This is a genomic window from Koromonas humicola (genome assembly GCF_059726255.1).
In genome coordinates this window covers 1,579,338-1,592,643 of sequence record NZ_AP040873.1, presented here as the reverse complement: position 1 = coordinate 1,592,643, position 13,306 = coordinate 1,579,338, and the positions used below count along the sequence as shown (strand labels likewise).

The window sequence follows — 13,306 nt, the reverse complement described above, 5'->3', positions numbered from 1 at the left end:
TTCATGCCAGCGCAGAGCGCAAATGTTGCGCCTGCGGAACCATTAATCGGCTGCGTAACCTTCCTGACCATGCTGCGAGAGGTCGAGCCCTTCAACTTCCTGGTCGTCAGTAACGCGCAATCCTACGACTAAATCGGTGATCTTGAGCAGCACGAGAGTGCCGGCCGCTGCAAGGATCCAAGCGATGATGACCCCCACAAACTGATTGAGCAGCTGGTGAGCGTTGCCGTCGAACAGACCGGAGCCTAACACATTTCCCTGTGCATCCTTAAAAACCGGGTTGACGTAATGGCTCGCAAAAACGCCGGTGAGAATAGCGCCTATCGTGCCGCCAGCTCCGTGAACGCCGAAAGCATCCAGCGAGTCGTCGTAACGGAATCGAGCCTTCACTTTGGCAACCATGAAGTAGCAGATCGGACCGATGAGGAATCCGATCACGAGCGCCGACATGGGGCCGACAAATCCGGCAGCAGGAGTTATGGCAACCAATCCAGCGACCGCACCGGAAATGCCTCCTAACGCACTCGGATGACCTTCGCGGATCCATTCAACAGCCAACCAACCAAGCGCGGCGGCTGCGGCTGCGAAGTGAGTAGTAACAAATGCCGAAGTTGCCAAGCTCCCGGCAGAGAGAGCGCTACCCGCATTGAATCCGAACCAGCCTACCCAGAGCATGCAGGCTCCGACAAACGACAGCACTACGCTGTGGGGCGGGACGACTTCGTGAGGGTAATTCTTACGTTTGCCGAGATAGAGAGCGCAGACAAGCGCCGAAACGCCCGATGTGACGTGTACGACTGTACCTCCGGCAAAGTCGAGGCATGGGAAACGTCCACCGAGTGCAGCGTTGAGCAGTCCGCCCTTACCCCAGACCATGTGTGCCATGGGGGAGTAGACAAACAGCGACCAGAGGCTAAGGAAAACGAGCATTCCGCTGAACTTCATGCGCTCAGCAAACGCGCCAGAGATGAGAGCCGGAGTGATAATGGCAAACATCAACTGGTACACCATGAATGTTTCGAACGGAATTGTCGCCGCGTAATCGGAATCCGGTGCGGCGCCAACTCCGTGCAGGAACAGGTGATGGAAATTGCCGATAAAGCTGTTGCCGGGACCGAATGCGAGGCTGAATCCAACTACGCCCCAGATGACGGTGACGACGGCCATCATCGCGAAGCTATGCATCAGCGTCGAGAGCACGTTCTTGCGGCGGACCAGGCCACCATAGAAGAGCGCAAGCCCGGGCCCAGTCATCATGAGCACAAGGGCCGAACTGACCAGCATCCAGGAGTTGTCGGCGTTGCTGCGGGCTTCGGCGATCTGACGTTGAAGATCTGCAAGTTGCGGTTGCGAAGCGGTTTGAGCGGTGGCGGCAATCGAGCAGAATAGCAACAGTAGCAGAAACAGGCGCAGGCTTAAGCGGCGAAGTAATGGGGCAGCAGACCCCGAGGTTAAGATCACCACGTTCTCCAAAGCTGGATTTCGTCTATTTAACCCGTTTTTGCCCTGCTTGGATAAGAAATAAAATTTATCGAACCTAGAAGCGGGAACGTAGGCTGCGATAGATGGTGACAGTCGGCTTGCCGAGGGTATGGATGATCATGAGCTTGGTGAGACCGCGGGGATTGGTGCGTACGGCCTCGGCTACCGGATCTCCATCAACGGCGATGATGTAATCGGCTGTGGCAAAAGGGGCGCTAAGTGCCGCGTCCCAAGCGACGTACGTTGACTCGGAGACAACACGGTTCAAATGAATTCCCGTTTTCTGAACGGCCCCGATGTAATCGCTTGTGTACATCATGAGCGTAGCGTTCTTCGGCACTGCGATTAGGGCTTGTGCGACCTGAGCTTCCAGTTGCTGCCGACCTCGGCTGTTGGCGTAGGCTTCGCGGTAGCAGATAGGAATCATCCACTTTCGGCCCCAGTTTCGGTCATGCGATCGAGGAGAAAAGCACCAGGCTGACGAGCTAAATGACAACAGAGTCGCAATAACCAGAACAAACGTGGTCACGAAGGTGAGCTTTGGGCGATTGAGACGCGAAATGGCCCAGAGCAAGGCGCCCACGAAGACAGCAATTGCGGGCAGGAGTTCGAGTCCGTAGCGCACGTTGTAATACGAGAAAGGCCACCATTCCGGGACGAATATCGGGACGCTGCCGTAAGCGACTGAGTAGGCGTAGAACGGCAACGGTATCCAGAGCAGAAAGAATGGGGCAAACCGCCGAAGGTGAACCGCGGAGGCGAGGACTCCGGCCGTAGCGAGAAGAATGAGCCAGTTCTGGCGCGATCCTTCGCCGGTGTTCATGCGCGCGGCCTTCAGAAAGTACTGAGCGGCGACAACCATGTGATTCTTGCCCGGATAGGGCGGATCACCTTTGGGAGTAGAACGCTTTTCGATGGCCTTGGCGGAATAGGGACCGTTGAACCAATCGAGCGGATGTCCCGTGGTCTTGTAGTTATGCGCAAGCCAAAGGACGGGACACAGCGCAAGCAGCAAGAGGAACGAGAACAGCGAACGCGCAAGACGTCCGACCTCGCGCTGCGATGGATGCTGACTGTACCAACGAAGAGCAGCAGCAACAGCACAGATGCCAAATATGAAGGCTATTATCCATCCGTCGTAGCGCGTGAAGATAGCCGCTCCCAAGCACATTCCGCAGCGCTCTATCGCACGCCAGGCTGGAAGCATTGGAGCATCGCCTGCTTCTGGATGTAGGCCGCGGAGAAACTCATCGAAGTAAACCAGCGCCCAGATCACGGCGGCGAGGAAGATGGTTTCAGTCATCGCCGTTGATTGCATGTAGAGCAACGACGGATTGAATGCGTAGATTGACGCAGCAAGGGACGCCGCCGCAATGGAAGTGCGCGCACGCACTAGACGGAAGATTCCCACGACCCCAAGGACGTAGGCAAACATCGATGGAATGGATCCCCCAACGCCGCTGATCCATAACTGATCGCTGGCCACAAAGGGCGCGACCAGAAGGTGCGGAAATGGAAGCCAGACCGTGCCAATCTGATCCCAACCCGGGTAGCGAGAATCAACGATTCGGCGTGCGATGTTCAGGTGGGCAACGGCATCGCCGTAGAGAAGGATGTCTCCATTGCGATAGAACCATGTGAAAGCGAGGAGCGAAAGCAATGCAGCCAAAGCTGAGACGAAGGCTAGGTCGCCTCGTCGCTGACGTTCTCTCATTGCAGTTCGAGCCTCGTTCTTGAAAACAAAATCACTACTCTTTCAACATTCTGCTATCCCAGGTTAGCCACGCAGCGCGGCGAACCTGGGTCACCCATGTTCATTGCGACCTCGGCCTGCGCTAGTCAAGGTGGGTCAGGTTGCGGAACAGCTTGAAGCGCGCTTCGATCTCGTCGTGCGTGAGCGAGAGAAGGCGCTCTGGGCCGAAGCACTCAACCGCAAACGAACCCATGACGCTTCCGTAGAACATCGCGCGCTTGAGCACACTCGGGGTCAGTTTGGGCTGTGATGCAATGTAGCCCATGAAGCCGCCAGCGAACGTATCCCCAGCACCGGTCGGGTCCTTGACTTCCGCGATTGGCAGGGCCGGAGCACGGAACGGATATGAGCCATCACCGAAGAAGATCGTGGCACCGTATTCGCCGTGCTTGATGACCAGAGAACGCGGCCCCATAGTGAGAATCTTCTTGGCCGCAAGGACCAGGCTGTTCTCCCCAGACAGCATCTTCGCTTCACCGTCATTGATGAGGAGAATATCGACTTCCTTCAATGTTTCGAGAAGCTCGGGACGCTTGATGTTGATCCAGAGATTCATGGTGTCGCCGCCGACTAGAGCGACGCGGGGCATTTTGCGGCGCACGTCCAATTGCAAGTCGGGCTGAATGTTCGCAAGGAACAGAAACTCGGAGTCGTCGTATTCGGCAGGAATTTTAGGGGCGAAGTTCTCGAACACGTTGAGGTCGGTGAAATTGGTCTTCGCCTCGTTAACGTTTTCACCATACTCCCCGCCCCAGTGGAAGGTCTTCCCTGCCGCGTGCTCGATGCCACGAGTGTCGATTCCGCGCTTGGTCAGGACAGATTCGTGCTCGGAGGTGAAGTCTTCGCCGACAACGCCCACGACGCGCACCTGGGTGAAGAAGCTGGCCGAAAGCGAGAAGTACGTAGCGGCGCCGCCAAGAATCTTGGTGCGTTCGCCAAATGGAGTCTTCAGCGTGTCAAAGGCAACCGAACCAACAACAAGAATGGACAATTTATGCCCCCGCCTTTGCACTGAGGTACTTGCCGACCAGCAGATCAAGCTTGATCCGGGTGGCAGGAGGAATCGCGTCAGGAGCGGTCATGATAGCCGTGGCTAGTGCCTGTCCGCACTTGCAATGGCGCTCGCTGGGCAGTATGGCGACGGCTTGGCGAACCACTTCAGCGGCATTCTCGGCATTTTTGTTGAGTACTGCCACAATCTGCTCGACGGTGACGTTGTCATGTCCGGGATGCCAGCAATCGTAGTCGGTGACCATGGCGATGGTGACGTAGCAGATCTCGGCTTCGCGCGCGAGTTTTGCTTCCTGGAGGTTGGTCATGCCGATGAGATCGAATCCCATGGCGCGATAAGCATTGCTCTCGGCCTTGGTGGAGAACTGTGGGCCTTCCATGCAGACGTAGGTGCCACCACTCTTGGTGACCACTCCGGCGGCGGCTCCCGCCTTGGCGACGGTTTCGGCAAGCTCGTGGCAGACGGGATCTCCGAATGCGATGTGCGCAACGATGCCTTCTCCGAAGAAGGTGGAAACACGCTGCTTGGTGCGGTCATAGAACTGGTCGGGGATGACGAAGTCAGTAGGCTTATGCTCTTCCTTCAGAGATCCAACGGCGGAGACGGACAAAATGCGCTCAACACCAAGCTGCTTAAAGCCGTGGATATTGGCGCGGAAGTTCAACTCGGTGGGAAGGATGCGATGCCCACGTCCGTGACGGGCGAGAAAGGCAACCTTGCGTCCGGAAAGAGTTCCGATTACATAAGGGTCCGATGGCGAGCCGAAAGGAGTTTCGAGTTTAACTTCGTGAATGTCGGTGAGGCCCTTCATCGAGTAAAGGCCGCTGCCGCCGATTATGCCGATCTCTGCCTGTGCCAATTCAATCTCCTGCGCGTGCAAATAAGTGAGCGGAAAAGCTGATTATACCGAAGTGAATGGCTGAGCGCAGGGAGGTAGGCGAGTGTTGCGCTCTTGAATGTTTGGGAGCGGTGATTAAAGGCTTGGGCTGTTGGGTAGGGATTCTTCGCTTTGCTCAGGATGACACACTCAGTACGATCACACGTCTCATTAAGACGTGGGCGCAGGGGTCGCAGTTTCCGGCGTAACGGGAGTAGGCACGATGTCGAACGGCTTGCGGATCGCGGGTTTGAGTGCGTCGTGTATCTTCGCGGACTCCTCGGGGCTGAACGATTCGAGCGCGATGGCAGTGGCTCCGTCGATATAAAGACGCATGGTTCCCTCTTCGGTATTCCACTGGCGCGGAGTACCGGGGTGCACGGATTTGTATCGCTCCGAGAGCGCGGCCTGGTAGATGGCCGCGAAGTTATTGGCAGCATCGGGGGTGGAAAAGTTAAGGACCAGCGCCAAAGGGATGGGCGCATCCTTGGGGGCTTTCTTGTTGGCTAGTGTCATGTAGTAGCCATCCCGCCAGCTAGACGATAGTTTCGAGGCTACTTCCTTCCCTGCCCATTGGCGAAGGATGACGCGGAGATCGACTTCCCCAATGCCGGAAAAGTCTTCGCGACGCCAGCCGGGACCGAGCACCTTCTCCAAGGGAATCACTTCGAATTGCACCTGAGGCTCGTGGCTCAGGTAGGTGGCGGGCTCCATGATCTGGCGCGTGTCGAGCGGCGGGTTGGAAAGCACTCCGGCGAAAGCTGCGTCCCGGCCTCGCTTGGTGAGAATCGTGCGAACGAAATCCATGCCGAATGTGTAGGGGAACAGCATGGCTTCGCGAAGATAGACGGGGGCCTTGTTGTACATGGGCGTGGAGTCTTCGTCGGCGATAGAGGCTCGCATCGAATCGACGAGGTCGGGAGCGCTCTCGACAGTCTGCCCTACTGGTGTGAGCTGGTAATCGAACAGCACGACCATGGCCTGCCCCTCGACGATGGACTGTCGAGCGGTGCGCTGCTCGTCGATGACCATCTGCTCGGTTTCGTTTTTGGAGTCCTTGCGAACGTTCAGCCACTTCTCAAGGTCGTAGCTCTGATCTTGCAGAGCATGGACGAGTTCGTGTGCCATGACGGGCTTCTGAAGGTCGGGGGCAACCCAGTCAAGCAGGTACACGGTTTTGCTGTGGGCGTCGTACCATCCCTCGACCTGCTCCTTGTAGAGGCCGAGCATGTATTGGCGAAGGTTGAAGTCACGAGGGAGAAGGCCCAGTTTCTTGAGAGCGAGGGAGGAACGGTCGAAACGCTCGCCATCGCCCTGATCTTTCATACGCTGCTCGACGTACTTGGCCACCTCTTCGCGAGTGGCAAGCTTCTTCTTCACTGGGTGATGAATGGGCAAGCCGGTACGGTCGGAGGCGAATTTGAGTAGGTCATCGAGGGAGCGGAAGAACTCTTTGGCTTCGGCTTCGCTGATGTGGTGCTCGGGTTCGGGAGCTGCTTCGGGAACGGGCGCAGGCGGCTGCTGCGCGGAGGCGAGCATGGTGAACGAGAGAAACAGAGCTAGGAGCCGGAGCAGTTTTCGAGTCGGTGCCATGCACGTCCTTGGTGATGCGCTACGCTGAAAAGATAACACTTGAGTGAAGCTGAACGGGCTTTAGACGGCGATTTGCGCATTTAAGGCGACGATGTTCGGAGCTGGCTGGCGATGGGAAACAGAAAGCGGCGACGTTGGATATAATCGGTGGTTCGGCTGACGTGCAAAATTATGTCTTCTACTTCCCTGATTGGAAAATTCGGAGCGCAACTGGCGCTGGGCAGTTATGCCGGGGCTGAAACAGTGTTGCGGTTTAGTTCGGCGGCAGAGGAACTGGAAGCGCTGCGGCATGGATGCGGCGTTTTTGACCTAAGCTGGCGGGGCAAGCTGGTCGTGCGAGGCGAGGATCGCGTGCGCTGGCTGAACGGCATGGTCACGAACAACACTCGCGACCTTGCGCAGGATTTTGGCAACTTCAGCTACTTGCTGAACGCCCAAGGGAGGATTCAGGGAGACCTGATGGCTTTCCAACGCGGCGACTTCTATGTGCTGGAGAGCGAGGCGGCGCAGATTCCCACAGTACGCGAGTTCCTGGACCACTACATCATCATGGACGACGTGGAACTGGGCGACATCAGCGGCAGACTGACCTCCATTGGGGTGGCAGGGCCAAAAGCGGTCGAGATCCTCGGGAAACTGGGCGTTGATGCAGCGACGGCGAAACCAGGGCAAATCGTGGACGGAAGCTGGCGAGGCATAAGCTACTCAGTTGTGCGCGATCCCGTGACGGTGCGCGACTGGTACGAACTCTGGCTGGCGGCGGAAAACGTACAGGCGTTCTGGAAAGCGCTGGTTGATGCGGGCGCGGTGCCGGTTGGGGCAGAGGCGCTGGAGTGGCAAAGAATCCTGCTCGGGCTACCTCGCGTGGGAGTGGACATTGGACAGCGAGAACTGGCCCAGGAAACGGGACAGGACTACGCATTGCATCATTCCAAAGGCTGCTACATCGGGCAGGAGATAGTGGAGCGAGTTCATTCACGGGGCAACGTTCATCGAAAGTTCTCAGGACTGGTGGTGGACGGGAAGGCTCCGGAACGCGGGACCAAGGTAATGGCCGGCGATAAGGAGCTTGGCGAGATTACGAGCAGTGCAGAATTGGTTGTGGGTGGCGTAACGCGCACGGTGGCATTGGGCTTCATAAGACGAGAAGCTGCTGCGCAGGATTCTCAGTTGAAGGCAGGCGAAGCGGTCGCAAGACTCGTGCCCCTGCCGATTCAGTTCTAGCGAGTTCGAATTCTGGTAAGCGAGAAGAGGCAGATGGAAAAAGAGAAGAAGCCTGATTTCGTAGTGACAGACCGCAGAAAGTTCAACTTTGATGGCGAGCCTCGTCCAGAAGCGCAGGCAGAGTCGAGTGAGGCTTCAAAAGCGACGGTGGCTAGCACGCCCACGCCGGAGAAACCCGCAGCGGAGGCTCCCAAGCCGGAACCAGCGAAGCCCGAGCAAAAGAAGGAAGAGGCAAAGCCAAAGCAGGCTCCCGCACCGAGTCCGATGGGCGAGACCGGATACAACGCTGAGAACGAGCGGAGTGCGTTTGGCGGCCAGAAGATGGAATTCATTCATCTGCTGGATATGCTGGTGCAGACGGCAATGATGTATGCCGGAGCGATGGAAACGGGCGCAGAACGCCGGGTGGACATCGTAGGTCTGCGGCAAATGATTGATCTCGTTGGCGTTCTCGAAGAGAAGACTAAGGGCAACCTGACCGAGCAGGAGCAGGCGATCCTGCAGAACACAGTCTTTCAGCTTCGCATGACGTACATGGAAATTGTGAACATGATCCAGCGCGAGGCCATGCAGAAAGCGCCGGGCGCACCGGGGGCTCCGCGGAAGTGAAGAAGGGCACGTTGACAGTGCTGGGCAGCGCCACATCCATGGGCGTGCCCACGATAGGTTGCGACTGTGCGGTGTGCCACTCGGCCGATCCAAGAGACCGGAGGACGCGCCCCTCGGTGATGATCGAGTGGGACGGCCACCGCATTATGATCGACAGCGGACCCGACTTCCGCGAACAAGCTGTGCGCGAAGGGATCGACCGGCTGGATGCGGTTCTGTACACGCACGGGCATGCGGACCACATTCTTGGCTTGGACGACTTGCGACCGCTGACGTATTCGCGAGTGACTGGCGGGTCGAGACTTCCGCTGTATGCAACGGCGGAGACCTCGCGGGTTCTGCAATCGGTATTCAAGTACGTCTTCGACGACAACTATAAGTATGGCGGGCTCGCCAAGGTGGAGCTCAAGGAGATCAGCGCGCCTTTTGAACTGCTGGACCTGAAGGTGATTCCGGTGCCAATCCTGCATGGCGAAGACAACGAGATTATTGGATACAGGATCGGGCGGTTTGCGTACCTCACGGATTTCAGCACGGTGCCGGAAAACTCGATTCGCATGCTGCAGGGGGTCAATGTAGTGTTTCTGGATGCACTGCGGCATGAGCCGCATCCGACACACTCGACGGTTGAGAACTCTCTGAAAGTCGCATCGCAGATTGGTGCAGCACAGACCTTCTTCACACACATCAGCCACAACCTGCCACATCAAGCAACGAACGATGCACTGCCACCTGACGTGCGCCTGGCCTATGACGGCTTGCGCATTGAGATCGATCTGGAGAATGAGCTGTGACGGTGTACGAATCCTTAGAAGAGGTTCCGAAGAATCTTGGGCCTTCAGTAGTGACGGTTGGGAACTTCGACGGAATCCATCGCGGACATCGCCAGCTGATCGATTCGATTTGCAAACGCGCAAAGGAACTGAAAGCTCGCTCAGTCCTAGTCACGTTCGATCCGCACCCATCGCGAATTCTACGGCCCCACGGCGGACCTCCACTGATCACGCCGATGAAGCGGAAAATGGAGTTGCTGGAAGCGGCAGGACTTGATGCGGTGGTCGTGATTCCCTTCACTCGCGACCTTTCGCTGATGCCCGCGTTCGAATTTGCGGAAGAAATCCTGGCCAATGCGCTACATGCCGTTGAAGTCCACGAGGGATTCAATTTTCGGTTTGGGCATAAGGCCGAGGCTGACATCGAACGCTTGAAGGAGTTCGGGGGAAAGCTCGGCTTCTCTGTCGTCATGCACGAACCGATGATGTGGGGCGAGTTTGTGGTTTCAAGTAGCAACGTACGAGCACTGCTGCTGGGTGGTGAGGTGAAAGCCGCGCGGCACCTGCTTGGGCGCGTGTTCAGCATCGATTCGACGCCAGGACGAGGACGGGGCTACGGAACAAAGTACGCTGTACCCACAATCAACCTGTCGCAGTATGACGAGTTGACGCCAGGTTTTGGTGTCTATGTGACGGAGATGCAAATCAACGGCGAATGCTTCCAGTCGGTATCGAATGTGGGCAACCGACCAACGTTTGGCCCAGATTCTTTCGCCATCGAAAGCTACATTCTGAACTTTCACCCGATCGAATTGAAGAGTGACACGCCGATTCGATTGAGCTTCCTTTACAGGCTTCGGGAGGAGAGGAAATATCCTAACCCTGAGGCACTGAAGGTACAGATAGGAAAAGACGTGGCGCGGGCCGAGAAGTTTTTCCGACTCAGAGGGGCGTTGCGCAAAACGCAGAACGTGTGAGCATCACTCACTCCACGGGGTCGAAGGGCGGCACCGGGCCGTCCTTTTGTGTTTCGAGTTGAACGAGGATCGTGGAGGCGAGGACGAGGCAAATTCCGGCAATCTGGATGTGGCCTACTAGCTCTCCAAGGGCAAGAGCTGCAATCAAAATTGAGAAAACAGGCTCAAGGCAACTGGTGACGATGGCACGAGTGGCGTCGAGGTGATGTAATCCGGCGAAGTAGAGCGAGAACGGAATCAGGATGGACGTGATCGAGAATAGCGCCATGAATATCCACTGTGAGCGCGTGTAATGCGCGGCAATGATGTGCGAAGGAGGATTGACGAAGATCCATCCTAAAGCCGCTCCGGCCAATGCCCAGGCAAGCACGGTCCAGCGATCGTGAGATTCGATCAGGTGGCGTCCAAAGACGTTATAAAAGGCAAATGACACCGCCGCAACCAAGGCCGCGATCACACCGATGAGGTCGAAACGTATTTGTCCGGGACGAACGGCCAGCCAAGGAAAATGAACGGACTGGCTCACAACTCCGATCGCGAGCACCGAACCGATAACCGCAGTGAGAACTCCGCCGACACGAGCGGCAGTGGGCGACTGGATCTTTCGGAGCAGCATCCAGCAGAGGACGAATACTGGCGCAAGATATTGCAGAATGATTGCGGTAGCTACATTGGTGCGCTGGATGGAGAGATAGTAGAAGTAATTGGACCCGGCAATACCGAGAATCCCGAGAATGGCGCAGTCACGGATATCAGCCTTCTGCATGCGGAGCGCGGCGGAGCCACGCGCAAAAAGGAGTAGTGGAAACAGCACGCAGGCGGCAAACGTTGTGCGGCTCTGGGCAAGCATCAGAGGCGGCACTGTTGGGACAATTGCACCAAACAGCCGAAGCCGGCCAGTGAAGACTGCTCGCCCAAGAGTGGCGGAGATGGCCCAAAAGAGCGCAGCTCCGCCGATGTAGAAGTATCCTGCGATTGACGATCTGACACCGGACGATTCCCGGCGTACACACTGGGTCATCTAATCAACATACTCGATCTCTGACGTGATCTTCGCAGTCTTCTGCAACATCTGAGAGACAGAGCAGTACTTTTCTTTCGACAAGTGAACGGCGTCTTCCATCGCCTTGTGATTGACATTGGAACTGACGCGATAAAGCAGCTTGATTTCGGTGAATACGCTTGGCGGATCTACGGCGCGTTCAGCAGTGGCACGAACTTCAAGGAGCGAGAACGATTCGCGCTTCTTGTGGAGAATCGTCCGAACATCGCTTGCGGTGCAGCCGCAAAGTCCGATGAGGACGAGTTCCATGGGGCTGGAGCCTTGCTTCAGCTGGCTGGCGTCTACTACCACGGCGTGCCCGCTGGTGGCGACGCCGAGATATCGATCTTCAGTCTCGTTTGCAGCAATCCAGGTTACGCACGCATGCATAGACTTGCTCCTATCAGGTCAGCGCCTGTTGTCGGTCTGCGGCTCAGGATGAATGAGCACGCGAAATAGTTTGGGCGCCTCGTTCTTGAACTTTATTTCCAAAGCGGTTTGAACATCATGTACCCGCGACAGAGGGAGATCGTCCTTCATAGTAACGTGGCACGAAAGAAAAGTATGCTCGCGCACCCGCTTGAAGACAATCTCGTGAATGTCAACAACATCAGGGAATGTGGCAGCGATGGCCTTGAGCTTCGCTTCGAGTGCTCGGTCCTGCACGATCTCATCGCTCGTCTCAATAGTTGCGGGCTCACTCTCAATGTGCGTCAGAATGGAGGTGATCTCCGGGACATGGTCGCGTATATCGGCTTCGAGAGTGGTAACACGGTCATGCGCTGCGATGAGGGACATATTTTCATCGAGTTCAACATGCAGTTCAACATGGATATCGCCATCAAGATCCTGCACACTTACGTCGTGGACCATCAAATTGTTGCGCAGAGCCGCGGCACGGATACGGTCGAAGGTGCTCTCGTTCAAAACCGCGCGGGGGACGGCATTCACAAGCACATCGGAATCGCCAAGCAGTATGTGGATGCGCTGCCGCACCTGTGACACGACGGCATCCGAAGCCTGGAAAGTCACGTTTCGCGCGAGGCCTACAGCGACGTCGGCGAAGTAACGACTTCCCGCCTTGCGAATGCGAACGCGCTCAACGCCGAGCACACCCGGAACATTCCTCACCTGGGAGATGATTTCGTTGCGAACACCCGTGGGTGCTGCATCGAGCAGAGCATCGAGAGTTTCGCGAGCGAGTCGCCAACTGACCCAGACCACAATTGCAGCAACGCCAAGCGCGGAGATGGGATCGGCCTTCTGCAGCCAGGGCAAATTGTAATGACGTCCGGCCCAAACGAAGGCGAGCCCAGCGATCACGACGGAACTCGACCAGATGTCGGTAGCGAAATGTAGCGCGTCGGCCTGCAGCGCCTGGCTTGAGTATTTGTCGGCAACACGCTTCAGGGAACGCGAGCGTCCGTAGTCGAGCGTGATGGAAAGGCCCATGACGAGAACGGCCCAGATCGTAGGCTCAATTTCGACACTGCGGAAAAAGAGGCGGTGGATGCCTTCCCACACAATCCAGACACACGTCGCTAGGAGTAAACCTGTTTCGATGAACGCAGAGAAGTTCTCGACTTTGCCGTGTCCGTACTGATGGTCGGCGTCGGCAGGCTTATCGCTGACGCGAACGGAGAATAACGTTACGACAGCCGCTACGAGATCAAGTGAGGAATGCAGCGCTTCTGAGATGATGCCGAGGCTTCCGGTGAAGAAGCCGACGATGAACTTGAATGTGGTGATCACAATAGCGACCAAGACGCTATTGCGCGCCACGCGCTGCTTCTCGCTGCGCATCAGCTCCGTGTTGATCGCCGCAGAAACCATTCCCATGAGCTTATCGTGGCCACACACCAATGCCAAGGGCGGCGGAGCTTTTCGTTCTTCGTGGTCGAACGACCCTGATTTCGAGAAAGTCCACTCGGGACAGCGATGCCCAAAGCTGTAATGTGCGACTT

The 13,306-nt window shown here is 56.8% G+C and carries 12 protein-coding genes; 4 read left to right on the top strand and 8 right to left on the bottom strand.

Annotated features, from left to right (window positions below; translation table 11 throughout):
* Positions 1–42: 42 nt before the first annotated feature.
* The 5 genes from AC6IZD_RS06940 to AC6IZD_RS06920 form a co-directional block, all read right to left on the bottom strand.
* Positions 43–1,458: an ammonium transporter gene (locus tag AC6IZD_RS06940; protein WP_497787564.1), complete on the bottom strand. Its 1,416-nt coding sequence runs from the start codon at positions 1,456–1,458 to the stop codon at positions 43–45.
* Between the two features lie 79 nt (positions 1,459–1,537).
* Positions 1,538–3,196 carry a hypothetical protein gene (locus AC6IZD_RS06935; RefSeq protein WP_497786959.1) on the bottom strand — a complete coding sequence of 553 codons (1,659 nt, stop codon included), beginning with the start codon at positions 3,194–3,196 and terminating at the stop codon, positions 1,538–1,540.
* 121 nt (positions 3,197–3,317) lie between these two features.
* Complete coding sequence (locus AC6IZD_RS06930) at positions 3,318–4,226, bottom strand: PfkB family carbohydrate kinase (protein WP_497786958.1); 909 nt, start codon at positions 4,224–4,226, stop codon at positions 3,318–3,320.
* Position 4,227: 1 nt separating this feature from the next.
* Complete coding sequence (gene mtnP, locus AC6IZD_RS06925) at positions 4,228–5,106, bottom strand: S-methyl-5'-thioadenosine phosphorylase (protein ID WP_497786957.1); 879 nt, start codon at positions 5,104–5,106, stop codon at positions 4,228–4,230.
* 189 nt (positions 5,107–5,295) lie between these two features.
* Complete coding sequence (locus AC6IZD_RS06920) at positions 5,296–6,717, bottom strand: hypothetical protein (protein ID WP_497786956.1); 1,422 nt, start codon at positions 6,715–6,717, stop codon at positions 5,296–5,298.
* Between the two features lie 171 nt (positions 6,718–6,888).
* Here AC6IZD_RS06920 and ygfZ point away from each other — a divergent pair, with 171 nt between their 5' ends.
* From ygfZ to AC6IZD_RS06900, 4 genes are all read left to right on the top strand, one after another.
* A complete protein-coding gene (gene ygfZ / locus AC6IZD_RS06915) occupies positions 6,889–7,941 on the top strand; it encodes a CAF17-like 4Fe-4S cluster assembly/insertion protein YgfZ (protein WP_497786955.1) in 1,053 nt (350 codons plus the stop codon).
* Between the two features lie 33 nt (positions 7,942–7,974).
* Positions 7,975–8,550 carry a DUF1844 domain-containing protein gene (locus AC6IZD_RS06910; protein ID WP_497786954.1) on the top strand — a complete coding sequence of 192 codons (576 nt, stop codon included), beginning with the start codon at positions 7,975–7,977 and terminating at the stop codon, positions 8,548–8,550.
* 119 nt (positions 8,551–8,669) lie between these two features.
* Positions 8,670–9,344, top strand: a complete 675-nt coding sequence (locus AC6IZD_RS06905; RefSeq protein WP_497786953.1) for an MBL fold metallo-hydrolase — start codon at positions 8,670–8,672, stop codon at positions 9,342–9,344.
* Between the two features lie 2 nt (positions 9,345–9,346).
* Entirely contained in the window at positions 9,347–10,300 is a 954-nt protein-coding gene (locus tag AC6IZD_RS06900; protein WP_497786952.1) for a bifunctional riboflavin kinase/FAD synthetase, read from the top strand.
* A gap of 7 nt (positions 10,301–10,307) precedes the next feature.
* Here AC6IZD_RS06900 and AC6IZD_RS06895 read toward each other — a convergent pair whose 3' ends face one another.
* The 3 genes from AC6IZD_RS06895 to AC6IZD_RS06885 are packed head-to-tail and all read right to left on the bottom strand — an operon-like array spanning position 10,308 to position 13,181.
* Entirely contained in the window at positions 10,308–11,321 is a 1,014-nt protein-coding gene (locus AC6IZD_RS06895) for a DMT family transporter (protein ID WP_497786951.1), read from the bottom strand.
* Positions 11,322–11,732, bottom strand: coding sequence for an OsmC family protein (locus AC6IZD_RS06890; protein ID WP_497786950.1), 411 nt, complete (start codon positions 11,730–11,732; stop codon positions 11,322–11,324).
* An 18-nt stretch (positions 11,733–11,750) separates the two neighbouring features.
* Positions 11,751–13,181 (bottom strand): cation diffusion facilitator family transporter, encoded by a 1,431-nt coding sequence (locus tag AC6IZD_RS06885; protein ID WP_497786949.1) that lies wholly within the window; start codon positions 13,179–13,181, stop codon positions 11,751–11,753.
* Positions 13,182–13,306: the final 125 nt, after the last annotated feature.